This window comes from Gilliamella sp. LMG 34362 (assembly GCF_984569125.1).
In genome coordinates this window covers 1,494,794-1,520,242 of sequence record NZ_OZ474902.1, presented here as the reverse complement: position 1 = coordinate 1,520,242, position 25,449 = coordinate 1,494,794, and the positions used below count along the sequence as shown (strand labels likewise).

At 33.0% G+C, this 25,449-nt stretch carries 24 protein-coding genes; 8 read left to right on the top strand and 16 right to left on the bottom strand.

Going from position 1 to position 25,449, the window contains the following annotated elements:
- Positions 1–68: 68 nt before the first annotated feature.
- The 12 genes from AC5LWZ_RS07055 to AC5LWZ_RS07000 form a co-directional block, all read right to left on the bottom strand.
- Complete coding sequence (locus tag AC5LWZ_RS07055) at positions 69–362, bottom strand: integration host factor subunit alpha (RefSeq protein WP_034882129.1); 294 nt, start codon at positions 360–362, stop codon at positions 69–71.
- Between the two features lie 5 nt (positions 363–367).
- Complete coding sequence (pheT, locus tag AC5LWZ_RS07050; RefSeq protein WP_493463343.1) at positions 368–2,755, bottom strand: phenylalanine--tRNA ligase subunit beta; 2,388 nt, start codon at positions 2,753–2,755, stop codon at positions 368–370.
- A gap of 16 nt (positions 2,756–2,771) precedes the next feature.
- Positions 2,772–3,755 (bottom strand): phenylalanine--tRNA ligase subunit alpha, encoded by a 984-nt coding sequence (pheS, locus tag AC5LWZ_RS07045; protein WP_110447862.1) that lies wholly within the window; start codon positions 3,753–3,755, stop codon positions 2,772–2,774.
- Between the two features lie 204 nt (positions 3,756–3,959).
- A complete protein-coding gene (gene rplT, locus AC5LWZ_RS07040; protein ID WP_024496189.1) occupies positions 3,960–4,313 on the bottom strand; it encodes a 50S ribosomal protein L20 in 354 nt (117 codons plus the stop codon).
- 32 nt (positions 4,314–4,345) lie between these two features.
- Positions 4,346–4,543: a 50S ribosomal protein L35 gene (gene rpmI, locus AC5LWZ_RS07035; RefSeq protein WP_065557738.1), complete on the bottom strand. Its 198-nt coding sequence runs from the start codon at positions 4,541–4,543 to the stop codon at positions 4,346–4,348.
- A gap of 84 nt (positions 4,544–4,627) precedes the next feature.
- Positions 4,628–5,167 (bottom strand): translation initiation factor IF-3, encoded by a 540-nt coding sequence (infC, locus tag AC5LWZ_RS07030; protein WP_065612958.1) that lies wholly within the window; start codon positions 5,165–5,167, stop codon positions 4,628–4,630.
- Positions 5,168–5,194: 27 nt separating this feature from the next.
- Positions 5,195–7,120: a threonine--tRNA ligase gene (gene thrS / locus AC5LWZ_RS07025; protein WP_110447863.1), complete on the bottom strand. Its 1,926-nt coding sequence runs from the start codon at positions 7,118–7,120 to the stop codon at positions 5,195–5,197.
- 320 nt (positions 7,121–7,440) lie between these two features.
- Positions 7,441–8,328 (bottom strand): carbohydrate kinase family protein, encoded by an 888-nt coding sequence (locus AC5LWZ_RS07020; RefSeq protein WP_110447864.1) that lies wholly within the window; start codon positions 8,326–8,328, stop codon positions 7,441–7,443.
- Positions 8,321–9,727 (bottom strand): hypothetical protein, encoded by a 1,407-nt coding sequence (locus AC5LWZ_RS07015; RefSeq protein WP_493463342.1) that lies wholly within the window; start codon positions 9,725–9,727, stop codon positions 8,321–8,323. The genes AC5LWZ_RS07020 and AC5LWZ_RS07015 overlap by 8 nt, the downstream gene beginning before the upstream one ends.
- Positions 9,728–9,788: 61 nt before the next feature.
- Entirely contained in the window at positions 9,789–10,772 is a 984-nt protein-coding gene (locus tag AC5LWZ_RS07010) for an ABC transporter permease (RefSeq protein WP_370527360.1), read from the bottom strand.
- A gap of 34 nt (positions 10,773–10,806) precedes the next feature.
- Entirely contained in the window at positions 10,807–12,297 is a 1,491-nt protein-coding gene (locus tag AC5LWZ_RS07005; protein ID WP_110447866.1) for a sugar ABC transporter ATP-binding protein, read from the bottom strand.
- 52 nt (positions 12,298–12,349) lie between these two features.
- Entirely contained in the window at positions 12,350–13,294 is a 945-nt protein-coding gene (locus AC5LWZ_RS07000; protein WP_110447867.1) for a sugar ABC transporter substrate-binding protein, read from the bottom strand.
- 249 nt (positions 13,295–13,543) lie between these two features.
- On the opposite strand from AC5LWZ_RS07000, the gene AC5LWZ_RS06995 reads away from it, so the two are divergent.
- Together AC5LWZ_RS06995 and AC5LWZ_RS06990 are read left to right on the top strand one after the other, a co-directional pair.
- Positions 13,544–14,641 carry a GntR family transcriptional regulator gene (locus AC5LWZ_RS06995; protein WP_110447868.1) on the top strand — a complete coding sequence of 366 codons (1,098 nt, stop codon included), beginning with the start codon at positions 13,544–13,546 and terminating at the stop codon, positions 14,639–14,641.
- A gap of 119 nt (positions 14,642–14,760) precedes the next feature.
- Positions 14,761–15,498, top strand: coding sequence for a hypothetical protein (locus AC5LWZ_RS06990; RefSeq protein ID WP_493463341.1), 738 nt, complete (start codon positions 14,761–14,763; stop codon positions 15,496–15,498).
- A gap of 73 nt (positions 15,499–15,571) precedes the next feature.
- Here the strand turns inward: AC5LWZ_RS06990 and recO are convergent, their stop codons facing one another.
- Positions 15,572–16,264 carry a DNA repair protein RecO gene (gene recO, locus AC5LWZ_RS06985; RefSeq protein WP_493463340.1) on the bottom strand — a complete coding sequence of 231 codons (693 nt, stop codon included), beginning with the start codon at positions 16,262–16,264 and terminating at the stop codon, positions 15,572–15,574.
- 151 nt (positions 16,265–16,415) lie between these two features.
- On the opposite strand from recO, the gene AC5LWZ_RS06980 reads away from it, so the two are divergent.
- The 3 genes from AC5LWZ_RS06980 to AC5LWZ_RS06970 all read left to right on the top strand — a co-directional run bounded on the left by AC5LWZ_RS06980 (position 16,416) and on the right by AC5LWZ_RS06970 (position 19,842).
- The gene (locus tag AC5LWZ_RS06980; protein ID WP_198192049.1) at positions 16,416–18,044 is read left to right on the top strand and encodes a Na+/H+ antiporter; all 1,629 of its coding nucleotides are present in this window, start codon (positions 16,416–16,418) and stop codon (positions 18,042–18,044) included.
- Positions 18,045–18,551, top strand: coding sequence for a ubiquinone anaerobic biosynthesis accessory factor UbiT (gene ubiT / locus AC5LWZ_RS06975; RefSeq protein WP_110447872.1), 507 nt, complete (start codon positions 18,045–18,047; stop codon positions 18,549–18,551).
- 229 nt (positions 18,552–18,780) lie between these two features.
- On the top strand, positions 18,781–19,842 hold the full coding sequence (locus AC5LWZ_RS06970; protein ID WP_493463339.1) for an alpha/beta fold hydrolase: 1,062 nt from the start codon (positions 18,781–18,783) through the stop codon (positions 19,840–19,842).
- Positions 19,843–20,154: 312 nt separating this feature from the next.
- On the opposite strand, the gene AC5LWZ_RS06965 is transcribed toward AC5LWZ_RS06970, so the two are convergent.
- From AC5LWZ_RS06965 to AC5LWZ_RS06955, 3 genes are all read right to left on the bottom strand, one after another.
- A complete protein-coding gene (locus AC5LWZ_RS06965; RefSeq protein WP_198247199.1) occupies positions 20,155–20,541 on the bottom strand; it encodes a hypothetical protein in 387 nt (128 codons plus the stop codon).
- Positions 20,541–21,419, bottom strand: a complete 879-nt coding sequence (locus AC5LWZ_RS06960) for an endonuclease (protein ID WP_493463338.1) — start codon at positions 21,417–21,419, stop codon at positions 20,541–20,543. Before AC5LWZ_RS06960 ends, AC5LWZ_RS06965 begins: the two co-directional genes overlap by 1 nt.
- 547 nt (positions 21,420–21,966) lie before the next feature.
- Positions 21,967–22,359 (bottom strand): hypothetical protein, encoded by a 393-nt coding sequence (locus AC5LWZ_RS06955; protein ID WP_110447876.1) that lies wholly within the window; start codon positions 22,357–22,359, stop codon positions 21,967–21,969.
- A gap of 420 nt (positions 22,360–22,779) precedes the next feature.
- Here AC5LWZ_RS06955 and sbcB point away from each other — a divergent pair, with 420 nt between their 5' ends.
- The 3 genes from sbcB to AC5LWZ_RS06940 all read left to right on the top strand — a co-directional run bounded on the left by sbcB (position 22,780) and on the right by AC5LWZ_RS06940 (position 25,449).
- Positions 22,780–24,213 (top strand): exodeoxyribonuclease I, encoded by a 1,434-nt coding sequence (gene sbcB, locus AC5LWZ_RS06950; protein WP_493463337.1) that lies wholly within the window; start codon positions 22,780–22,782, stop codon positions 24,211–24,213.
- A gap of 106 nt (positions 24,214–24,319) precedes the next feature.
- The gene (locus AC5LWZ_RS06945) at positions 24,320–24,763 is read left to right on the top strand and encodes a CidA/LrgA family protein (protein ID WP_493463336.1); all 444 of its coding nucleotides are present in this window, start codon (positions 24,320–24,322) and stop codon (positions 24,761–24,763) included.
- The gene (locus AC5LWZ_RS06940) at positions 24,760–25,449 is read left to right on the top strand and encodes a CidB/LrgB family autolysis modulator (protein ID WP_493463335.1); all 690 of its coding nucleotides are present in this window, start codon (positions 24,760–24,762) and stop codon (positions 25,447–25,449) included. Before AC5LWZ_RS06945 ends, AC5LWZ_RS06940 begins: the two co-directional genes overlap by 4 nt.

Below are 25,449 nucleotides of genomic sequence, written 5' to 3'. Positions count from 1 at the left end.
ACAACCTTTTTGCGTTGTAATAACAACAAAAAGGCTATTACTTACAAAAACAAATTTTAAAAATTTAATTATAAAGTTAAATTTTTCTCAATTCGTTCTCTAAATTTAATACCTGGTCTAAATGTGACAACTCGTCGAGCTGAGATATCAACACTCTCACCTGTTTTAGGATTACGACCTGGGCGTGAATTTTTATCACGAACAGCAAAATTGCCGAATCCAGAAAGTTTAACAGGTTCACCTTTTTCTAAAGCAACGCGAATCTCTTCAAAAAAGAGTTCAACAAGGACTTTAGCTTCTTGACGATCAATATCAAATTTATCGGCAAGACGATCTGCAATATCAGCTTTAGTTAATGTCATAATTATCATTCTCTTAATAAGGCATTGAAACGATTCTGTAAAGCAATAACACAATTGCTTACAATGTTTGTTATATCTTCTTCTTCCAGTGTACGTGATTTGTCTTGTAAAATCAAACTGATAGCAAGACTTTTTTGATCTTTATCAATTTTATCACCTTGATAAACATCAAACAAGTTAACTTTTACTAGTTGCTCACCACCAGCACGCTTACACTCAGAGATAATATCCGCTGCTGGAATTGTATTTGATACGACGACAGCTATATCACGTTTATTTGATGGATATTTAGATAGCTCTTGAGCAACAGGCACTTTTTTATCATTAATTTTAGCTAAATTTATTTCAAAAACAAGCGTTTTACTGTTTAAAGATAATTTTTTTTCAATTTCAGGGTGTAAAACACCAAAATTGCCGATAACTTCGCCATTAAAAAGAATTGCTGCACTTTGTCCTGGATGTAATGCATCAAGTTCCGAACGTTGATATTCAATATCATCAGAACAACCTAAAAGAATAAATAACTGCTCTAAATCACCTTTTACATCATAAAAATCGACATTTTGTTTAGGTAATGTCCAATGCTCTTTATATAAATTTCCTGTAATAACGCCGGATAACATTAATTCTTGGCGAACACCAAATTCAGAGCTTTCATCAGGTATAAATCGTAATCCAGTTTCGAATAATCGCATACGAGATTGTTGGCGATTTTGGTTATATAAAACTGCTTCTAATAAACCAGACCATAATGACAAACGCATAACCGACATTTCACTCGAAATTGGGTTCGGTAATGTAATCTGTGGTTGTTGTGGATGTAATGTTTGCTGAATTTTAGGATCAACAAAACTATAAGTAACGGCCTCTTGATAACCTTTGTCCACTAGTAGATTTTTTACTCTAGATAAAGAAATTTTATTTTCAGGTTTTGGCTTCATCACAGATTCAATTTTCATATTCACATTAGGAATATTGTTATAACCATAAATCCGTGCAACCTCTTCAACTAGATCTTCTTCGAGTTGTAAATCAAATCGCCAGCTAGGTGATTTAACCTTCCAACTATCATCATTATAAATAACTTCACAACCTAATCTTACAAGAATATCGGTAATCTTTTGAGTTTCAATATGATAACCAATAATGCGATCAATTCTGTTTCGACGTAATTCAATTGTTGCTTGAACTGGAAGCTCATTCTCATTCACAACTTCAGTAATAGGTCCTACTTCACCGCCACAGATTTCAACAATCAATTGAGTTGCTCTTTCGATTGCAGCTGATTGTAAATAAGGATCAACACCTCTTTCATAACGATGAGAAGCTTCAGTATGTAAACCATATTCACGTGCTTTACCCGTTATCACTAATGGAGAAAAGAACGCTGATTCAAGGAAAATATCTTTCGTTGATGCAGTTACACCTGATTTTTCACCGCCCATAATACCGGCGATTGCTAATGCTTTTTGCTGATCAGCTATGACTAATGTTTTTTCATCAAGCTTAACCTCATTACCATTAAGTAAGACAAGCTTTTCATCTTTATTGGCATAACGCACAACAATGCCTTTGTCAATCTCAGCTAAGTCAAAAGCGTGCATTGGATGACCGAGTTCTAATAAAACGTAGTTAGTAACATCAACAATGGCATCAACAGAACGAATACCACCTCTACGTAACTTTTCTTTCATCCATAGCGGAGTTAAAGCATCAACTTTAACATTTTTGATAATACGACCTAAATAACGAGGGGTTGCTTTAGCTGCATCAACCTGAATAGGTAAAGTATCATTAATTGTATGAGTGATATTTTCAACTTTTAGTTCTTTCATTGGGATATTGTTTACAGCAGAAATATCTCTCGCGACACCAATGATACCAAAACAATCGGCACGATTTGGTGTAACGCTAATATCAATCATTACATCATCTAAATTTAAATATTGTCTTATATCTTGTCCTAAAGGGGCATCCTCTGGTAATTCAATAATTCCATTATGATCATCAGAAATGCCTAACTCAGAATAAGAACACAACATCCCTTCCGATGGTTCACCACGAAGTTTTGCTGCTTTGATTTTAAAATCACCAGGTAATACAGCACCAATTGTGGCACAAGCTACAGTTAAACCTTGACGGCAATTAGGTGCACCACAAACAATATCCAATAATTCAGGTTTACCAATATCTACTTTGGTCACTCGTAATTTGTCAGCATTTGGATGTTGTTTACATTCAACAACTTTACCCACCACAACACCGGTAAAATCACCAGCAACTTTTTCAATTTCATCTACTTCTAAACCAGCCATAGTTAACTGATCTGATAATTTATCGCTACTTATTTCTGGATTGATCCATTCACGTAGCCAACTTTCACTAAATTTCATGTTTTGATCTCCAGAACTAATTAAATTGCTTTAAAAAACGTAAATCATTTTCAAAGAAAGAACGTAAATCTGTGACACCGTAACGTAACATGGTTAATCTTTCGATTCCCATTCCAAATGCAAAACCACAATACTCTTCAGGATCAATACCTACGTTACGTAACACATTAGGATGAACCATGCCACAGCCTAACACTTCTAACCATTTACCATTTTTAGCTTTAATATCAACTTCTGCTGAAGGTTCAGTAAATGGAAAATATGCAGGTCTAAATCTTATTTCCATATTATCTTCAAAGAAACAGTGAAGAAAATCATGTAATAAACCTTTTAAATGCGTAAAACTAATATCTTTATCTACCAACAACCCTTCCATTTGATGGAACATCGGAGTATGGGTTTGATCATAATCGTTTCGGTAGGTTCTGCCTGGAGCAATAATTCGAATTGGTGGTTTTTGATTTTCCATAGTTCGAATTTGAACTGTTGAAGTTTGGGTACGTAATAACCGTTTTGCATCAAACCAGAATGTATCATGATCAGCACGAGCAGGATGATGTGCAGGAATATTTAAAGCATCGAAGTTATGATAATCATCTTCTATTTCGGGTCCTGTTTCAACAGCAAAACCTAATTGCCCAAAAAACTCAACCAAACGGTTAATAGTTTTAGTTACTGGATGCAATCCACCTAATTCAAGTGATTTACCAGGAAGAGTAATATCAATGGTTTCATTGGCTAATTTTGCATTAAGAGTCTGACGCTCTAAAAAGTTACGTTTTTGGTTTAATAACTCAACAACTTCTTGCTTTGCATCATTAATTTTCTGACCTACGGCTGGCCGTTGATCAGCTGGAACATCACGTAAAGACGCCATTTGCATGGTAAAATAGCCCTTTTTACCAAAATACTCCACTCGAATCTGTTCGATAGTATTAATATCATTAGCACTTTCAATAGCGGATTTGGCATTGCTTACCAGTTCAACTAATTGAGACATACAGTTCTCCTGCTTATTGTTTATTACATAAAAAAAGCCTCTCCTGAGGCTTTTATAATTATTTTTCGTTTCTCATTTGCCTCACAAACGAATAAGCTTATCGAAGCTAAAAAAGAAACGAAAAACAACTAAATTCATAATCAATCAACTCTTAAATATCGTTAAAACGATAAAAGCCGAGATAACTCGGCTCTTATAAAGCTATTAAAGTGCAGCTTTTGCTTTTTCAACTAATGCAGCGAATGCATTTTTATCGAATACTGCGATATCTGCAAGGATCTTACGATCGATTTCAATTGAAGCTTTCTTTAAACCATTGATAAAACGGCTGTAAGATAAACCACATTGACGAGCAGCAGCATTGATACGAACAATCCATAATTGACGGAATTGACGTTTACGTTGACGACGGTCACGATACGCATATTGTCCAGCTTTAATTACTGCTTGGAAAGCAACACGATATACGCGTGAACGAGCACCATAATACCCTTTTGCTTGTTTTAAAATTTTCTTGTGACGTGCACGAGCAATAACACCACGTTTAACACGAGCCATAAACTATATCCTCTAAATAATTAATCAATAAATTAAGCGTATGGAACACACGCCACTACTAAACCTAAATCGCCTTTTGACACAGTAGTCAAACCACGTAAATGACGTTTACGTTTAGTTGATTTTTTAGTTAGGATATGGCTCTTGTTAGCTTGCTTATGCTTAAAGCCACCAGATGCTGTTTTTTTAAAGCGCTTTGCTGCGCCTTTTACAGTTTTAATTTTAGGCATTTTATAAATTTCCACTTCGCATTGTTAATAAAAATAAAATAATGGTGTAATTATTAGTAAACTAAAAATTAGCTTGTTAAACCATTACTTCTTCTTCGGCGCTAGCACCATAATCATTTGACGACCTTCAATCTTAGTTGGATAAGATTCAATGATAGCCAAATCAGCTAAGTCTTCTTTAATGCGATCAAGCATTTCAGTACCTAACTGTTGGTGAGCCATTTCACGTCCACGAAAACGCAACGTAACTTTAGCTTTATCGCCATCTTCAAGAAAGCGTATCAGGCTGCGGAGTTTTACCTGATAGTCGCCTTCGTCTGTACCAGGTCGGAACTTAATTTCCTTAACCTGAACAACCTTTTGCTTCTTCTTCTGTTCTTTTGTTGCTTTACTCTTTTCATAGAGGAACTTGCCATAATCCATAATTCGACAAACAGGTGGCTCTGCATTAGGACTTATTTCAACTAAATCTAATGTTGCTTCCTCAGCTTGTTTTAAAGCTTCGTCTAAGCTAACAATGCCGAGCTGTTCACCATCGACGCCGGTTAACCTCACCTCGCGAGCGGTAATTTCATCGTTGATTTTGTGCGCGCGTGTTGACTGAATTCGTTTACTGACTTTAATATCTCATTCCTCCAAATTAATTTATCATTAATTCATTTGTTCTAATGAACGACTATGAATTTCATTAAGCAATAATTCTATAACATGTTTCACTTCAAAGCTACCAAGATCTTTACCTTGACGAGTTCGAACTGAAATTGTTCCTGATTCCATCTCTTTGTCTCCACAGACAAACATATAAGGAACGCGTTTTAGAGTATGCTCACGAATTTTAAACCCTATTTTCTCATTTCTCAAGTCCGCTTTTGCTCTAATGCCAACTTTTTGTAGTTGCTCGGTTAATTGTTTGGCATAATCGGCTTGATTATCAGTGATATTAATAACCGCTACTTGTAATGGTGCTAACCAAGTTGGGAAGAATCCAGCACAATCTTCGGTCAATATGCCCATGAATCGTTCCATTGAACCAAGTATAGCTCGGTGAATCATAACAGGAACATGGCGTTCATTATCCTCACCAACATAAGTTGCATCTAATCGTTCTGGTAACATAAAGTCAAGTTGAACTGTACCACATTGCCATGCTCGACCTAAGCAATCATGTAAAGTAAATTCAATTTTTGGACCATAGAATGCCCCTTCGCCAGGTAAATATTCAAATTCAATGCCATTTTCTTGCAAACATTCAGCTAAATCTTTTTCTGCTAAATCCCAAGTTTCATCTTTACCAATACGTTTTTCTGGACGAGTCGATAATTTAACCGTGATATCTTTAAAGCCAAACGTACTATAAGTATCATAGACCATTTTGATACAGCTATTTACTTCACTTCGAATTTGCCCTTCGGTACAAAAGATATGCGCATCATCTTGAGTAAAACCACGCACACGCATTAATCCGTGCAAAGAACCTGAAGGTTCATTTCGATGACAACTACCAAATTCCGCCATACGTAATGGAAGATCACGATAAGATTTAAGACCTTGATTAAAAATTTGCACATGGCCAGGACAGTTCATTGGCTTAATACAATATTCTCGGTTTTCTGATGAAGTAACAAACATTAATTCTTTATAGTTACCCCAATGCCCTGTTTTCTCCCAAAGTACACGGTCCATCATAAATGGACCTTTCACTTCTTGATAATCATATTCTTTCAGTTTGGTACGAACAAAAACTTCCAATTCACGGAAAATAATCCAACCATCATTATGCCAAAATACCATACCTGGTGCTTCTTCTTGCATATGATAAAGATCAAGTTGTTTACCAATTTTACGATGATCGCGTTTTGCCGCTTCTTCTAGAAATTGTAAATAACTGTCGAGTTGTTTTTTATCTGCCCATGCAGTTCCATAGATGCGTTGTAACATTTTGTTATCACTATTACCACGCCAATAAGCGCCAGCAACTTTTTGTAATTTAAAATGGTGACAAAAACGCATATTAGGAACATGAGGCCCACGACACATATCAATATATTCTTCATGATGATAAAGTGCTGGTGTAGAATCTTTAGGAATGTTTTCATCTAAAATAGCAATTTTATAAGGTTCGTGACGTTCCCAAAACACTTCTCTTGCACGTTCCCAACTCACTACTTCTTTTTTAACTTCATAATCTTTTTTAGCCAATTCATGCATTCGTTTTTCTAAAGCATCAAGATCTTCCTGAGTTAAAGAGTGATCTAAATCGACATCATAATAAAAGCCATTATCAATAGTAGGCCCGATAGCCATCTGAGTATTAGGCCATAATTGTTTGATGGCATGTCCTAATAAATGAGCACAAGAATGACGGATAATTTCAAGTCCATCTTCATCTTTGGCGGTAATAATAGCTAACGTTGCGTCATGCTCGATAACATCACACGCATCTTTACGTTCACCATTAACACGGCCTGCGATACAGGCTTTAGCAAGTCCTGCACCAATACTTTGTGCTACTTCTAATACAGTAACTGGTTTATCAAATTGACGTTGACTTCCATCAGGAAGAGTAATAATTGGCATAATAAATCCTTATAACAGTGGTGCGCCACACGAAAGCGCACATGCGTACATAAATAAATAGACGGAGTATACTATCACTTATCATAAGGATTTTAAATAGGCTTGAACTTGATTTAAAAATAGATTTATCTCTAGCGATTAAACTCATCCTGTTTTAGTAACCACTAAAAACAAACAGTACCCTATTTTTAATTATTAATAGCTTTTTTAGTGGTTATTTTTGATTAGGAATTAATAAAACAATGGTGTAATCAAATATGACAAGAATAGTTATGACCTAGCTATTATTCATTAATTAAAAAGCTAGGCCTGAAAAGAAATTATAATTCGGCTATATATGCTTGCGGTAAAATAGGCATAGGTCCGCTTTGAGTACAAACATATGCTGCAATATGATTTGCTTTACTATTAATTTCCTGTAATTGTTTACCTTTTAAATATAACACGCTACTTATTGCCATAAATGAATCACCAGCACCAACAGTATCAATTGGGGTGATTTTTTCAGCAGGACAATGATTCTGTTCATTTTGGGTAATAAGATGACTACCTTCACTACCACAGGTATAAATTAATAATTCAAGTTGATAATGTTGATTTAGATAATTGAAAAGCGCTTGTGGATCTGCCTTTATCTTTAATAAATCAGCAACAATTGGTAATTCTTCATCATTTAACTTCAAAATATTGGCATGTTCAATACAAAGAAGTAAAGTTGCGTGGTTATAATGATTTTGACGTAAATTAATATCAACAATAATTTTGCTTTTTTGAGACCTGTGGTTAATAATCTTTTGCAATAATTCATGATTATGTATATTACGTTGAATTAAACTGCCGAAATAGATTGCATCTAAATCATCTTGCTGGATAAGTTCTAATAGTTGATTTGTTAATTGAATATCATCCCAAGCTACAGGATTAACAATATCATAAGTGGGTTTACCAGCTGAATCTAATTTAACTAATACCGTTCCAGTTGGATAATTTGCAGATATTTGAATTTGTTGTGGGATTTGCAGTTTTTCAATCTGTTCACGTAATTCTCTACCATTGTCGTCATCGCCAATTGCAGAAACTAATATTGCATTTGCTCCAGCTGATTTAGCATGATAACAAAAGTTGGCGGCAGCTCCGCCAATCTTTTTCCCATTAGGTAAACAATCCCATAAAAATTCACCTATTGCAACAATCTTTATGTCATTCATCTTCGATTAACCCTTGTTTGACATCAATATTTTTTTCCATACTATCGGCTTGCTTCTGCCAATCATCAAATTGACCATATGCAGTATAAATCGTTGAACCGGTAGGTAATTCTGGATACTCATTTTCACCATTAGTACCCCAATTAACCCAACCTGAATCTTTACGTTGAACAATTTGATAACGTCCGACAATATTACTCGTATACCAAACCATAGCATAACCTGATTCGGGATTTATTTCAGCCGTTTTATTTGCAGCAAGTGGAAAAATCGTTTGTTCTGGGACACTATTAACATCCACATCTTTAGCAAATAATACTTCTTTGTTTCGAGAGCTATTATGCACAACATGATGAGCTTTACGCAGAATGGTTTTGACATGTGATTTTATTTCTTCATCACTTAAAATGCCTTCTTTAACACAAAATAGTCTCCAGAAAAAATCCCAAGAAACTGCATTAATATTATCACCAATAGACTCTCGATAAAGTCTTGCATTCAGAGGAAGTTGATCTAGTGGTTGCGATAAAATTCGATTAACTTCATCAGCTAGAATATTGGCATAAAGATCGCCTTGTCGATAATAAGTACCACCATAACTAGCAAAACGTGAAAATACCACATTATTTTGACCACTTTCATACTCATCACCAACGGTGATCTTATTTATGACCGGCATACCATCAACAGAAGTTTCAAAATCATCAACATAATAAGTACGTCTAAACCATGGTGATTGATAGAAAAATTCCCACACAATTGAGAATGATTTATCATGCAAAGCTGGATCTAAGCCATTGGGAATTTTTCCATTGAAACGATATCGACAATAGATTGGCCCTTCGACCTCTGTTTGGCACTCTACGATGGTATGCTCCGGTGGATTAATTAAACCATTAGCAGGAGTAAAAAAGGGGCCATAAAAACCACCTATAGCATTAGAGCAATCCTTAATCAAATTCCGGCCTTCAGCTTTAGCAGAAAAGTAACGAATACCCCATTTCCCATATGATGTTCCGTCAGCAGTACCACGACATAATTCTAAAATATAATGCCCTGTATCAAGTCGTTTTACACCATCATTTAAAGTTGGCGCTAGTTGTTTTATGCCACTTACATTGCTTATTGACGTTTTTTCATCAAGAAACAAAGTATAATTTTCAACTAACTGATCTAAATTGGTTACTATAAAGGCGATTGAGCAAACAGAGATTAATGTATTAGTATCATCATAAACGATATCAAACAATTGATGTGGTATAACTTTTCCTTGCTCATTAACTAGTTTTAATTTAGACGGATCTATTGGCTGTTCTTTGAAAAAAAGACGCGCGATTACCGGTTCATTATATCGAGTAATACCATCTGGGTTATTTAACATCAAAGTACATTTTTTCATTCTATTATCCTATTAATTAAATTGGTTATTATTCATATATTAAAAAACAAATTAGCCTAAATTAGTTTGCTTTCTTGCGTTTTAGCATATCGACATAGACGGCTAAAAAGATGATTACGCCTTTTGCAACTAATTGCCAAAATGAATTAACACCTAATAAATTCAAACCATTATTAATAATGCCGATAACAATCACGCCTAAAATAGTGCCACTAATGCGACCTATTCCACCTGACATCGAAATACCTCCAAGCACACAAGCAGCTATGGCATCCATTTCATAACCTTGTGCAACTGATGGTTGTCCTGAATACATTCTTGCTGCAAGCACTATTCCTGCGAAAGCAGCTAAAAAACCAGCAATGGTATATACAATGATTTCAACACGTTTAATGGCTATACCTGATAACCTTGCAGCCTCACGGTTACCTCCGAGAGCATAAATATAGGTACCTAAACGAGTTCGATTAACAACTACCAACATAACAACAATAAATACCAACATATAGATAACTGGATATGGAATCATGCCTAAGTAACCAGTACCTATGCTGGTAAAACTCTCATCAAAAATACGAATTGATTGGCCGCCACTATAAATATAACCTACGCCACGGGCGATCATCATCATAGCTAATGTAACGATGAATGGTGGGATACCGGTATAAGCAATAGCAACACCATTTGCCGCACCGCATAAAGTACCGATAAACAAACCTAACAGAATAGCTGGAACAATGCCCATTTCACCAATTGAAATAAATCCAACTGTGAGTGTACCCGCCATAGCGACTATCGATCCAACAGATAAATCAATTCCTCCCAATATGATAATTAATGTCATACCTAAGGCTAAACACATATTAGTGGATACTTGTCTTAACACTGAGAGCATATTTTCTTGGGAAAGAAATACCGGACTGGCAAAACTTAAAATGATACTAATTAATAGAAGCGCAATTAAAATCCCTATATTATTAGTAATAAAATTTTTGAAACTTCTAATAATGATATTATTGGTTATTGTAGTATGATGATAGCTCATATCATCTGATTGTTTCATAGATTGGCTAGCCATTTTAAGCTCTCCCTGTTGCTAATTTCATAATTTTTTCCTGTGTTAATTCTGATTGCGATAATTCACCTTGAATTTGTCCATTCGCAACAACACAAACACGATCACACATATTGATAATTTCTGGTAATTCTGAGGAAATCATAATAATAGCCATGCCGCTTGCGCAAAGTTCATCAATAATTTGATAAATTTCGGCTTTAGCACCAATATCAATTCCTCGAGTAGGCTCGTCTAAAATGATGATTTTCGGTTTAGTTGCTAACCACTTAGCTATTACAACTTTTTGTTGATTTCCACCACTAAGCTGACCAACAATTTTGTCAGCATTTGGCGTTTTTATATTGAGCTTATTAATATAGTATTGAATGATATCTTTTTGTTTTTGTTGATTAACTAAACAACCATGCATAAATTGTTTCAATACTGTTAATGTTAAATTGAACGCAATACTATTACCTAAAATAAGACCTTGTTTTTTCCTATCTTCTGGAACTAAGGCTATTCCTATATCAATAGCATCTTGTGGCGATTTGAGCTTAACAAGCTGATTGTCAAAATAAATTTCACCACTATCATATTGGTCTGCTCCAAAAACTGCTTGCATGATTTCGCTCCTACCAGCCCCCATAAGACCGGCAAAACCTAAAATCTCTCCTTTCTTTAAATGAAAATTAACGTTATTAAATACTCCTTTTTTCGAAAGATTTTTTACTTCTAATAAACGTTCTCCATTTTCTTGATAATGACGTTGATAATAATTATTTAAGTTACGCCCAACCATCAATTTGACTAATTCATCAATATTGGTTTGTTTAGTATTGACGGTATCTATATAACTACCATCTCTAATTACAGTTATTCTGTCAGTGATAGTAAATAACTCATCCATGCGATGAGAAATATAAATAATACTAACGTTATGTTCGGTTAGTTTTTTAATCATAATAAAAAGCTGTTCAACTTCTTTATCAGTTAAAGAAGATGTTGGCTCATCCATGATCAAGATTCGAACGTTAAATGAAATAGCTTTGACGATTTCGATAAGTTGTTGTTGTGCAATGGTTAACTCATGTACGGGCCGTAACACATCGATCGTTAACCCCATACTTTCCATCATTATTTTGGCTTTGGCGATCATTTGACGATGATCTTTAAAGCCTAAGCGTGTTCTCGGTTCACGACCTAAGAAAATATTTTCATATACACTAATATAAGGAACTAAGACAATTTCCTGATGAATAACATTAATTCCTCTTGCTTGAGCATCTTTAATACCATTAATTATCTCAGTCTTACCATTAATCTTAATTTCACCGGCATCTGGTTTATAGATGCCGCCGATAATTTTGATTAAGGTTGATTTGCCAGCACCATTTTCACCCAATAATCCATGAACTTCACATTGTTTAAGATTAAAGTGCATATCTTTTAACGCATGGACACCAGCAAATTTTTTTTCTATATGAGATAGTTGTAATGCAACTTGTTCCATATAAATATCACCTTATTGATTTCAATAGATATAACTTGATTAAAGTCAATGATTACTGCCAGACTTTTACTCCATATTGATCAATCATTTCTTTGGTAATTGGAAAAGTTGGCACTAATATTTCTTTAGCAACGCTTTCTCCAGCTAGAACCTGTTTACCGACTTTATAGGTTTCTTTAGCTAATTGAATTGGAGCTTGAGCTACAGTTAACGTTATATCGCCATCGCTAAATGCTTTTTTACCATCAGGTGAACCATCAACAGTATAGACCTTAACATTTTTAAGTTTATTTGATGCTTTCAAAGCAACAACAACACCTAAAGCAGAGGGATCATTTACGGCGAAAAATGCTTGTAAATCAGGATGAGCTTGAATAATATCTTCGGCAATTGGCATGGTGACTTCTAAAGCACATTTACCATTTTGTTGAGAAACTACTTCAAACTTACTTCTGTTTTCACCTAATCCGGCATAAAAACCATCAGCTCTTAGAACACTAGCACGATTAAAAGGACAATCAATAACAGCAATTTTGGCGCCATTAGGATAATCTTTAGCCATTTGTTCGCCATTAATTTTACCGGCTAAGAAATTATCTGAAGCCACAGTGCTAACCACTAAATCATCATCACTAATAGGATTATCAATCACTACCACTGGAATCTGTTTTTGTTTTGCTGCCAATAATCCTTGGCGAATACCTTCTGAATCAACAGCGATTAAGTAAATAATGTCAACTTTTTGATTAATGACATCTTCCATCATTGAAATTTGTTTAGCTTGATCATATTGAGGATCGACAAGAATGTATTGATCACCATTTTGTTTGGCAATTTCAGAAAATGTATCGGATATTGCAGTAAAAAATGAATTGTTTAAAGTTGAAGTAATAAAAGCAAATTTAATAGGCTTTTTTTCATCAGCATTTACAAGTTGAAAGAAACTTGTAAAGATAATAAATGTAATTGTTAAAAACGATGTTATGAATTTTTTCATAAACCCACCTCAGATAATCAAATGATTTGTAATAATAATTTCCTTAAAAACTAAAACCCAAAAATATTTTGTAATATATTTTGAGTAAATTCAGTCTAATTATCTGCACCAAACTTAACAATATTAATCTATTTCTTTTTATTATTTATGATATCAAAGTCACTTTTTTTGAAAACTTGTAAAATTTAATTTATCAAGTTTGATGGTTATGTCATACTAGGAATATTCAATTAATGTTCTATAGGTAATATGATGGCAAATAAATGTGAGCAGATTTATCAGGAAATATTATTGCAGATCAAAAGTGGAATTTTAGATTGTAATAGTGCCCTTCCCTCTTCATCTAATTTAAGCACAATATATAAGACTTCCCGACCAACAATAAGTAAAGTATTTTCAAGATTAAAAACGGAAGGTTACATTGAAGGTAAACAAGGTGGTAAGTTTTATGTTAGACAACCTAAAGATCAACAAGTAAGCAAATATATTTTTGGAATATTAGCTCCTCGTTTAGAACAAGATGAAAGTAGAATGATTCTTGATAGTTTATATTCTGAGATAGCAAGTTTAGCCAATAATTATCAGTTTTCTCTTTTATGGGCTGGGATGCTGACCAAAAGTCAGGATATACAATCTATTTTAAATGACGTAGAAAGAGTCATCATAAATTATACAAAAAATAATATTAACGGAATATTTTTCACGCCTTTAGAGTTTCACCCTTACGCAAATATCATTAATAAAAGAATAATGGATTATCTGACACTCTACAATATTCCTTGTATATTGTTAGAGAGAGACTATTGTGTTTTCCCTTCTCGAGGTAAAGCTGACTTAGTCAGTATTGATAATATTGCTGCAGGTTACGTTGTCACAAATCATTTCATTGAACAGAAAAATACTCGAATAGCATTTGTATCAAAAAGTGATTCAGCTAATACTGTTGCTTTAAGAACAATTGGTTATAAACAAGCATTATATGATGCAGGAATTACAAAAATTAACGATTGGATAATTCAAGTGCCACAAATTGATGAAAAAGTAATTAATCAATTGGCAAAATTGAACATTAAACATGTAGTTTGTGGTAATGACTTTACGGCAATGCAATTAATCTCATTGAATCAAAGAATAAATCCAAAACAAAAATTATTTACCATTAGCTTTGATGATGCTGATTATGCCGGTCATCTATCTACCCCACTGTCTACTTATAAACAACCGTTAGCAAGTATAGCTTTGACTGCAGTAGAAACTTTAATCCAAAGGATAAATAATTCAACCTTACCAATTCGTACTATATACGTAAATGGCGAATTAGTTATCCGTGCATCAAGTGGAGCATAATAAAGGACTCAATAATCAATCGATAAAATACAGCCTACAAAATTATTATATATTTATATAATATTCAAATATATAATAATATATATAATTACTGAACATAATTAGAAAAGGAAATCTTAATGAATAAATTTTATAACATATATAATGTATTAGTGATTGGCTTAATCAGTTTATTTTTAAGTGGATGTCAACAGGCAATCAATACAAATAATACTTTAAATAATACTTCAAATGATAGAGGTATTGGAACGCAATGGGGCGATGGGGTCGAATCTCATGTTCGAGAAGTTAAATTAGCACGTATTAATAACACACCAATAGACGTTGCAGTAATTCATTATTCTAAGAAAGCATTTGTGCATGGAAAAAAAGTTCAAGAACTTATGCTTAATGGCGATGTTGGTATGTCAATAATTGATGATAACAATAATAAATGGTCGCTTTTTAAACAGGATGATGAAATCAATATGTCTGGTGAAGCGGGCAAAAATTATCAACTTTATTATGTCAATTATTCAAGAAATACTTATGAAATTGTAGCAACTGTTGATGGACTAGATGTTATCAACGGAAAAGCAGGTTCATTGAACAATAATGGTTATATTTTAAGACCGTATAGTACGCTATCAATTAAAGGATTTCGAAAAAATGAGCGTGAAGTTGCCTCATTTACATTTTCGCAAGCATCTAAAGCTTATGCGAATCATACCGATGAAGGTTCAGCGAACAATATTGGGGTGATTGGTACAGCAATTTTCCAATTGGAAAATAGTAATCAATATAAGAAATCACCGAATTCTAACGCTTTTCCTGCCGATAGTTATAATAGCAAATATGCTAAACCACCAAGATACTAAGTTTAATCGAATAAATTAAAGTTAATAAACTATTCCACCAATAATCATTGGTGGAATAGTGAAATAAAAAAAGCTAAATTTTCAAGAATAATTCTCTACTCTTAAAAGGTTTTGAACCTACATAAGGTTTTAAAGCCATTCGAGTAAAACGTTTAGCAGCTTTAAGTGTATCAATAGTTAGAAACTCTCTTTTACCCAAAGCTAAGACTTGTTCGCCAGTGAAACTGGTACTATTTTGTAGCAAACTACTAATAAAACCTTTTTCTGATTGATATTGATAATACATGGTTTCAACAATATCATCGCCCGTTGCACTGCAATGAAAAAAGTCAACGTGATAGCCTAAATTCTCAAGTAATGCCAATTCAAATGCACGCAACACATTTTCAGCCGGCACTTGTTGTGCCAATTGTTGTAGGCTTATCAAATAATCATCAAATAGCGTGTTAGTTTCGGTTTCAGCCAATAAGACTCTATGTAAAAGCTCATTTAAATAAAAAGCGCTGTATAGAAAAACTGATACAAGTGGTAATGTCAGAGATATTGCTTCAACCTGACGTAAATTCTTAATTTCCCCTTGACCTGAATACTGAACAATCAATGGTGTAAAAGGTTGTAAAATTCCCTTCAATACTGATTTTTTACGTCTAGCCCCTTTAGCTAGGATAGTTACTTTTCCTACATTCTCAACAAATAAGTCAACTACTAAGCTACTTTCGCTATAGGTACGAGTATGAAGAACAAATGCTCTTTGCCAGTTTTCCATCAATAATTTCCGTCAATTAAAATGCTTGTTTTTTTATTCAAAAAACGAGAATGATTAAAAATTGTGTGATTTAGGCAATTTTAATCTGAAATTTTGTTAAAAATCCGATATAATCAATAGTTAATTATAGGATAATAACAAAAGAGTAACTATGGAACTATTTTCAACAATATTACTTCTGGTCTTAATTGTATCACTTTCTGGTGTTGTTATAAAAATGTTGCCGATCCAAATTCCTTTGCCGTTAATGCAAATACTATTGGGTTGTCTCTTAGCTGCTTTGGGTGTGTATTTGAAATTCGATCCAGAACTCTTTCTCGTATTATTCATACCTCCCTTACTATTTGCTGATGGTCGAAAAACTTCGGTGAAAGATTTTGTCTACAATTTTAGAGAAATTGTCGGACTAGCGCTGGTGTTAGTCGTAATTTCTATTATTGCATTAGGATATCTGCTTTATTGGATGCTTCCAAATGTTGAATTACCAGCAGCTTTAGCATTAGCAGCAGTACTATCTCCTACTGACGCCGTTGCTCTTAGTGGAATTGTTGGTAAAGGAAGAATTGAAAAAGAAAAAATGGAAATCATTGAAGGAGAAGCATTAATGAACGATGCTTCTGGCCTTGTTTCATTAAAATTTGCCATCGCAATAGCAGCAGGCGCTTTGCAATTTAACCTATTACAAATCAGTATTTCTTTTTTCGTTGTTGCAATTGGTGGACTTGCGGTTGGGGTTTTATTTACTTGGTTATATGCACGTATCTTACGTAAAATAAACCAATTAACTCATAATGATCCCGCTATTCAAATTGTATTACTATTCTTACTACCATTTGCGGCTTATATCATAGCAGAAGAATGTCATTGTTCTGGAATTTTAGCTGCTGTTAGTGCTGGTATGACAGTAAACCAATCAGGCATGATGCGCAATGCACCATTAACTGCTCGCCTACAATCTGATAGCACATGGTCAATGTTAACCTTCGTATTTAATGGTTTTGTATTCCTTTTATTAGGTATTCAATTACCGAGTATCTTATCAACTACCTTTACTGAAAATCAGACCGATGCTTCAATTGAACTATGGCAATTATGTTTGATTGTTTTATTTGTTTTTGTAGTCTTAATGGGTACTCGATTCGCATGGTTATGGGCAATGAAACATATGCCAACAATGCCTTTCGGCACAAAACGCCCATTAGCATTCAGAGCCTATACCAATCGTGATCTTTGGATTTCCACCTTTGCTGGTGTTCGTGGGGCAATTACTTTAGCAGGTGTATTATCAATTCCAATGACTATCGGAGGTCGTTACCAATTAGTATTTATTGCTGCCGGGATTATATTAGTATCATTAATTTCAGCTGTAATCATATTACCTATCCTATTACGTGGTAGTGTTATTTTGGACAATTCTGAACAAGATAATGAGATTTTAACAGTTAAAGGACAAATGGCAGAAGAAGCTATCGTTAGCCTAGAAAAAATGCAAACCAGTCTTTTACAAGAAACCTCAGAAGAAGGTTTAGATCAAGAGATTATTCATGAAGTCGGATCGCGGGTAATTGGTTCATTAAGACGTAGAACAGGACTTAAAGATTTAGAACAAAAAGCACTTGAGGCTGAAAACCTAGAAAGACGTATGCGTTTGGTGGCGATTGGAGCTGAACGTACAGCATTACTTCAAATGAAAATTCGCAATGAAGTAAGTGAAGAAACATATGAACATCTGAACACTGATTTAGATATTTATGAGAAGATGATTTCTGGAGATGCATAAATGATTGGCAATAAACACCAATTACTTGGCAAAATTCATTCTCAATTTGTCGATAAAGCACCACAAGTGTTAGGTTTAACTTTACGCTGTATACCTTTCGATTTGAAAAAACGAACGATTGAACAATTGTTGCAATTACAGTTCAAAAATTCGCTTGATGATGGTGATCTCGACTTTTTAGAAAATCGTTGGCTTAAAATACAAGTAACAGATCTGCAATTAGTTTGGTTTGTGAGTTTAATTGATAACAAACTAGTTGTGAGTCGTGAAGAAATTCCTGATGTTAGTTTCATTGGTAATGCTAACGATTTGATTATGATTGCGACTAGAAGACAAGATCCTGACACACTATTTTTCCAACGTCGACTAATTGTTGAAGGTGATACAGAATTAGGTCTTTATGTAAAAAACCTAATGGATTCAATTGAAATAGAAGCTATGCCAAAGTTTTTGAGAATAACACTGGAAAAATTAGCAGATATTATTGAAAGTGCACCTAAAAACTGAATCACACTAAAAAGGGAATAATAAATTCCCTTTTTTATTAACTGATATTATTTAGATATTAATTATTTTGAGTAAATAGTAATCATTTTTTTATTGAAAAATTAGTATTGATTAAATTAATATGCATATTAACGATGGATCAATACTTCGTTAATTATTATCTACCTGCCCCATCTCTTACCGTTAAAACAATGTTAGCTTTGCATAAGTATAATGGAGAGAACCAATTATGAATAATATAACAAAAACACTATTATTTTTTATTTCCTTTATCATTGTTCCGCCAGGATTTTGTACTGATTTTTACAATAGAAATGAAGGTGATTATATTATTAAAAACTTTCGATTTAATGATGGTAATACGGTCAAAAATTTAAAAATTCATTATGTCACACTTGGAAATCCTAAGGGCAAACCAGTTTTAATTTTACATGGTACAACTGGTGATGGTAATTCTATGCTTAATGATAGTTTCGGGCATGCATTATTTGATAAAGGAAAACCGTTAGACGCTGAAAAATATTTTATTATATTACCTGATGCAATTGGTACGGGAAAATCATCAAAACCTTCTGATGAACTAAAAGGAAATTTTCCTCATTATGATTATGGTGACATGGTTAATGCTCAATACCAACTATTGAAAAATGGATTAGGCATAAATCACCTTGAACTTATTATTGGTAACTCAATGGGAGGCATGAACACCTGGTTATGGATAACTAAATATCCTGACTATATGACAGCTGCAATTCCAATGGCAGCAACCCCTGCTCCAATGTCTAGTCGAAATTGGATTATGAGAAAAATGCTTATCAATTCAATTAAAGAAGATCCTGATTGGAACAATGGTTTTTATACTAAACAACCAGAAAAATTTCAAACTGTTTATCATTATTATGACATAGCAACTAATGGTGGCGATATTGCTTGGCAAAATAAAGCCTATAATACGGCAAAAACAGAAGAAATATTATCAGACAAGTTAAAAGAACGTGTTAGCATGGATGCTAATGACTTTTTATATCAATGGGATGCGGCAAGAAACTTTGATCCAACTCAAGATTTAACTAAGATAAAAGCTTTTATTTTAGTCATTAATTCAGAAGATGATGAAAGAAATCCTCCAAATACAGGAGTAATGCATAAAGCGTTAAAAGATATTGTAGCAGCAAAATATTATCTAATTCCTGCCAGTAACAAAACAAGTGGTCATAGTACAACGATGAATGCAAACTTTTGGATTGAGGAATTAAAAATATTTTTAAAAGAAATTGAAACCTATTACTAAATTAAAACAACGATTAAAGGTGAATATTATATCCCTATATTCACTTTTAATATTCTGATTAGTAATGCAAAGATAATATAACTCTTCAAAAACAAACATAATAAAGTAACAATATAAATTTCATCACGTTTTAACTATATCAAATATAGTCTTATTGAAAGATCAAACAATACCTTTTGCTATAGATAATTTAAAATAAAATATAAAGTGATTTTATTCAAGTTACAGTTATCAGACATAATGTCGAATAAAAGCATATAGCGATTTATTAGCTAATAATGACCTTAAAACATCAATAGTAATCAAGACATTTTATCTTTTTTTTCTATATTTCTTAAGTTTATACACTTCGACTTTAGGAGCCATCGCTTTTTTAATTGCTCTAGCTTCCTCTAATTTTATTCGCTCAAGTTCATTACGCTTTTCTTTCTCTTCTGCTAATAATTTATCTTTAGCTTCTTTACACTCTTGAATTACCGATATTGCTGATAGAAAAAATATACCAAGAAAGAAAATGATAAAAATACTTAAAAAAATATTATCTAACGGTGTTTCGTTGCCCGTTCCTCTACTAGAATGGAAAGTATGAAAAGAATAGGTACGAACCCGAGGAACATATGTTCTATAATGAGCAGCACCATAAGCATTTTGTATAACTGTAATAAAAAAGACCAAAACTAAGATAATTTTTGTTTTCATTATTTACACTGTTCACTAATAAACTTGTTGTCATTACCCTGAATTTTTTCTATTTGTCGATTTCTATCACATTCCCATTGTTTAGGTGGATACATCTCATTCCACGCTATCATCAACTTATTATCAGAATCAGATAAATTTATATTGTATTTATTCTGCATGTAGAAATATGTTCGTGCTATTACGCCTCGAATTTGTTGTCTAGGTTGAAAAACTCGTGCTTTAAAATCAACTGCAGATTGACATTGGCCATATTGACTAAATTCTTTAGTAAATTGTGAATATCTATAATTAGATCGGTCACCATTCACCTCACCAATAGCTGGTTGTAAATTATGCAAATCACCTTCCATTGCATTAAATATACTATCCTGCTTACACCCTTTACGCCCCCCTTCTTGCCAACATTGCAAATGACGACCAAAATTTTCAGCAGGCATAACATGCTCCCATTCGATACGAGATGCTCTTTGTTCATTTTTTCTTGGTTTATAACCACATTGACTAAAATCTATAGAACCTTTTTTACCGTCAAATGAAAAGTTACATCCGCAATAAAATGTTGTTTGCTCAGGGTTTTCTTTATAGATTTTAACTAAATGAGTTTTGGCGGTGTTAAAATTTTGCTTACTAATTGCAACTATTGAAGATTCAACTTCAGCAGAAGTTGAAGTTGAAGTTGAAGTTGAAGTTGAAGTTGAAGCAGATTTTGGTTGCGATTTACCAGAAACAGGATAAGAATCAATCCTACATGTTTTGTTGGCTGATATACATGAGTTACCACAAGGTATACCCTTTTTACAGTTTTTAGCATAACAATTTGCGGTCAAAACGAAACAAATAGCTAAAGCTAGACTAATTTTTTTTGCGAAATCCATTTCAAAATACCAATGTTAAAATAATAAATTATTTACATTCCATGTAAGCTAGCTCAAAAGCATAATCATCAACAAGATGGCTGATAACATCACACTATTTTTTAGATAACGACTTAAGAAGAATTACAGTGAAATAGTTATTTTAATTCTGCTACTACTGCTACTAATAGTAAGCTTGATAGCTTACTATATAGCCAAAAGGTTGTTTTTTATAAATTTAATTTAATTATAACAATAATTTAACTAAAAAATCAAGATAGTTTAATTGGTTTTAATTAGAGCTGAAATAAATCTACATAGTAGCGAAAATTGTAGTATAAAAATAAAAGATTTAAATTAAGTATCGATAAAATAGCGGTGATCAAACAAACTGCTATTGATATTAATATGTCAGGAGCCGACCAAGTCGGTAGAAGCGAATAATTTCTTTAAAGACAATAAAAAACCTTATAAAAGGCTTTCCTGATAATTCAATATCGAACGTTGTTCTTGCTGTCGTCCTTAGCTTTTAGTTTTCATACAATTTTTATATAAAATAATGATAAATCTATTTTTTGATATGTGTTATTTTTATATTAAATCCATCTTCAGCTAAATCAACAAGATTAACATCATTTCCTTTATAGTGCTCAATCATAAACGGTCTTAAACGTATAAATATATCATAAAAACTTCTATCAACATGTGCTTCTATAGCTGAATCAAAATAAGTATGTATTAATTCCTTATCATCATCTTCTTCGAAATAAAAACCAAAGTAGTGAGCTATACCTTTATTTCGCTTATCAATATCTGAAGTTTGTTCATTTTTTTCAATAAGATCAGGAACAAACTCGATACTGACAACATCATCTGATACTTTAATCTCGGTAAAAATAAAATGAAATAATTTTATATTTCCATCAATCACTACATCATCTCGAAGATAAACTAATAACATAATTATTCATCCAAATTAACTGTTCTTACGATTCTAAACTCTTTGTTCAATACAAATACAAATAAAATAAATTTAGATGATTAGTTAATAACAACAAATATTATATAAAATAAGATAAAAAGCACATTAGCTATTTATTAACCTATCAATCTTTCGATTAGTAATCATTAAAACATTATATTTGTGACAGGGTAACAAATTAATTGTTCTAATAAATTTATCACAAAACCTTTGTTTTGAATATTATTATAAATAAAGTTAATTAAAATAAATTTTTATAGTTCACAGTAAAGTCAGTTTAAAGATTAACTATTGGAATTTATCTATTCTTACATCATTGTAATGTTCATAAATAAGATTAGCTAAATAATGATATAATCAATTGAAATTAAAATGAAAACTTAAGAGCAAAATAACGGAATGAAAAACGATCAAATACAGCCTACTTTTTACTTCCATGATTACGAAACTTTTGGTATCAACCCCGCTTTAGATCGTCCAGCACAATTTGCCGGTATTCGAACAGATAGTGATTTTAATATTATTGAAAAACCATTAGTCATTTATAGCCAAATTGCGCAAGATTATTTACCCAATCCTGAAGCTGTACTTATTACCGGTATCACACCACAAAAAGCAAATCAAAATGGGTTATGTGAAGCTGAATTCAGCAAACTAATTCATCAAGAATTTAGTCGACCGAATACTTGCATCTTAGGTTATAACAACATTCGTTTTGATGATGAAGTGACTCGCAATATTTTATATCGTAATTTTTATGATCCTTACTCTTATAGTTGGCGTAATGGTAATTCACGGTGGGATCTGCTTGATGTCGTTAGAGCATGTTATGCATTAAGACCCGAAGGTATTAACTGGCCAACTAATGATGCTGGTTTACCGAGTTTTCGTTTAGAAGATTTAACTAAAGCAAATAATATAGCCCACGAGCATGCCCATGATGCAATGTCAGATGTTTATGCAACTATAGCTATGGCAAAACTTATCAAACAAGCCCAACCAAAGTTATTCAATTATTTCTATACATTACGTAACAAAAACAGAGTTGCCGAGCTTATTGACGTTGTAAATATGACACCTATTGTTCATGTATCTGGAATGTTAGGTAGCCATAGAGGCAATATGTCATTAGTCTGCCCTATTGCATGGCATCCAACGCAAAATAATGCAGTTATAGTCTGTGATCTAACTGGAGATATTGATTCAATTATTGATTTACCAGTCGAGACTATTCAGGAAAAACTTTACACCAAAACAACTGATCTTGAGTTAGACGAACAACGTATTCCATTAAAACTGATTCATATAAATAAATGTCCAATTATTGCGCCATTAAGCACATTATTAGTTGATAACGCAAAGCGTTTTAATTTAGATAAACAACAATGTTTAATTAATCAACAAAAACTACTACAAAACCAAAATAAATTACAGGATAAAATGCGTGAGCTATTTAGTATCAATAATGATTATCCAGTTAACAGTGATGTTGATGCACAAATTTATAGTGGATTTTTAAATGGTCAAGATCTATTACGTTGTGAAACTATAAGAACCACGCCAGTTCATTTATTAGAAACTTTATCAATCACTTTCGATGATCCACGATTAACCACATTATTCTTTCGCTACAAAGCGAGAAATTATCCGCAAGCATTAACCGAACAAGAACAACGCATTTGGCAAGATCACTGTCGAGATAAACTCAATACCATTGAGATACAAAATTATTTACAATCACTTGAACAACTAACCGAAATTTATATACAGAAACCGGAAAAGCTCACTTTATTAAAGCAACTTTACCAATATTGTCATTATTTAGTTGGATAATTGAATTACAGGGGCGTATTATATGTTTCTGATTTTAGTTCTCCGCCCTTTCTAAACGACGGACATACCGTCAATATTTAATTTTAAGACAATTAGTATATAAACTATGAAACATTTTTTAGCCAAACATGCAACAATTAAGCATCGACTTTATTCTTTATATTACACACTATTTAGTTATGGTCGGGGCTTAATTATTTTAACCCTCTGTTTATGGGCTGGTAATATTGTTTCGGCAATCTTACCAATCATGATCCCTGGTAGTATTATTGGTCTATTAATCTTGTTTTTTTTATTAGCATTTCAACTTATACCAACGTGTTGGATCAAAAACAGTTGCAATCTTTTTATGCGCTATATGACTGTGCTATTTATTCCTGCTGCAATGGGGATCATGGATAATTATTCACTACTTTTAGCTAATTGGGTACCGATTATTTTCGCCAGTGTTGGCGGTTCAATTATTGTCTTATTTTTAACCGGATATCTTACAGAGCATTTGCATAAACCAGCGGTAAAATCGTCTGATAATAAGGGGAAACAATCATGATATGGATGTTACCATTAACTATTTTAGTTTTTCTTATGATTCGTAAAATTTCCTTTAAAATCAAAAATCCACTATTTAATCCATTAGTGATTTCGGTTATTGTTTTAATTCCTATTTTACTAATTACACAGACTAGTTATATTGAATATGTAAAAAACGTAAAAATTATTAATGACTTACTCCCTTATTCAGTTGTTGCTTTGGCTTACCCTTTGTATGAATTAATACCACAAATAAAAGCCCGTTGGAAATCCATCATGATAATAACCTTTACCGCTTCAATTGCTTCTATGGTGACAGGTGTTTGTATTGCATTTTGGTTAGGAGGTAGTAATGAAATTGCCGCCTCGGTACTGCCTAAATCAGTTACCACTGCCATAGCGGTAACTATCGCAGAAAATCAAGGTGGTGTTCCATCTATTGCCGCATTATGTGTAATACTTGTTGGAACTTTAGGAGGAATTTTTGCTCATCAATTGCTAAATTGGGCTAAAATCAAAACAGCCTCTGCCAGAGGTTTATCAATCGGTGCTGTATCACACGCTGTTGGTACAGCTCGCTGTATTGAAGTAGATTATAATGAAGGAGCTTATAGCTCTTTATCACTGGTACTATGTGGTATTATGACTTCATTGACAGCACCATTTTTATTTCCAATAATGGTATTTATTTTAAATTGGTTTTAG

What these genes read in the sequence shown, in the direction of transcription:
- AC5LWZ_RS07055 (WP_034882129.1), bottom strand. Translation starts at nt 362, where the DNA reads ATGACATTAACTAAAGCTGATATTGCAGATCGTCTTGCCGATAAATTT.
- pheT (WP_493463343.1), bottom strand. Translation starts at nt 2,755, where the DNA reads ATGAAATTTAGTGAAAGTTGGCTACGTGAATGGATCAATCCAGAAATA.
- pheS (WP_110447862.1), bottom strand. Translation starts at nt 3,755, where the DNA reads ATGTCTCAATTAGTTGAACTGGTAAGCAATGCCAAATCCGCTATTGAA.
- rplT (WP_024496189.1), bottom strand. Translation starts at nt 4,313, where the DNA reads ATGGCTCGTGTTAAACGTGGTGTTATTGCTCGTGCACGTCACAAGAAA.
- rpmI (WP_065557738.1), bottom strand. Translation starts at nt 4,543, where the DNA reads ATGCCTAAAATTAAAACTGTAAAAGGCGCAGCAAAGCGCTTTAAAAAA.
- thrS (WP_110447863.1), bottom strand. Translation starts at nt 7,120, where the DNA reads ATGCCAATTATTACTCTTCCTGATGGAAGTCAACGTCAATTTGATAAA.
- AC5LWZ_RS07020 (WP_110447864.1), bottom strand. Translation starts at nt 8,328, where the DNA reads ATGAATGACATAAAGATTGTTGCAATAGGTGAATTTTTATGGGATTGT.
- AC5LWZ_RS07015 (WP_493463342.1), bottom strand. Translation starts at nt 9,727, where the DNA reads ATGAAAAAATGTACTTTGATGTTAAATAACCCAGATGGTATTACTCGA.
- AC5LWZ_RS07010 (WP_370527360.1), bottom strand. Translation starts at nt 10,772, where the DNA reads ATGAGCTATCATCATACTACAATAACCAATAATATCATTATTAGAAGT.
- AC5LWZ_RS07005 (WP_110447866.1), bottom strand. Translation starts at nt 12,297, where the DNA reads ATGGAACAAGTTGCATTACAACTATCTCATATAGAAAAAAAATTTGCT.
- AC5LWZ_RS07000 (WP_110447867.1), bottom strand. Translation starts at nt 13,294, where the DNA reads ATGAAAAAATTCATAACATCGTTTTTAACAATTACATTTATTATCTTT.
- AC5LWZ_RS06995 (WP_110447868.1), top strand. Translation starts at nt 13,544, where the DNA reads ATGATGGCAAATAAATGTGAGCAGATTTATCAGGAAATATTATTGCAG.
- AC5LWZ_RS06990 (WP_493463341.1), top strand. Translation starts at nt 14,761, where the DNA reads ATGAATAAATTTTATAACATATATAATGTATTAGTGATTGGCTTAATC.
- recO (WP_493463340.1), bottom strand. Translation starts at nt 16,264, where the DNA reads ATGGAAAACTGGCAAAGAGCATTTGTTCTTCATACTCGTACCTATAGC.
- AC5LWZ_RS06980 (WP_198192049.1), top strand. Translation starts at nt 16,416, where the DNA reads ATGGAACTATTTTCAACAATATTACTTCTGGTCTTAATTGTATCACTT.
- ubiT (WP_110447872.1), top strand. Translation starts at nt 18,045, where the DNA reads ATGATTGGCAATAAACACCAATTACTTGGCAAAATTCATTCTCAATTT.
- AC5LWZ_RS06970 (WP_493463339.1), top strand. Translation starts at nt 18,781, where the DNA reads ATGAATAATATAACAAAAACACTATTATTTTTTATTTCCTTTATCATT.
- AC5LWZ_RS06965 (WP_198247199.1), bottom strand. Translation starts at nt 20,541, where the DNA reads ATGAAAACAAAAATTATCTTAGTTTTGGTCTTTTTTATTACAGTTATA.
- AC5LWZ_RS06960 (WP_493463338.1), bottom strand. Translation starts at nt 21,419, where the DNA reads ATGGATTTCGCAAAAAAAATTAGTCTAGCTTTAGCTATTTGTTTCGTT.
- AC5LWZ_RS06955 (WP_110447876.1), bottom strand. Translation starts at nt 22,359, where the DNA reads ATGTTATTAGTTTATCTTCGAGATGATGTAGTGATTGATGGAAATATA.
- sbcB (WP_493463337.1), top strand. Translation starts at nt 22,780, where the DNA reads ATGAAAAACGATCAAATACAGCCTACTTTTTACTTCCATGATTACGAA.
- AC5LWZ_RS06945 (WP_493463336.1), top strand. Translation starts at nt 24,320, where the DNA reads ATGAAACATTTTTTAGCCAAACATGCAACAATTAAGCATCGACTTTAT.
- AC5LWZ_RS06940 (WP_493463335.1), top strand. Translation starts at nt 24,760, where the DNA reads ATGATATGGATGTTACCATTAACTATTTTAGTTTTTCTTATGATTCGT.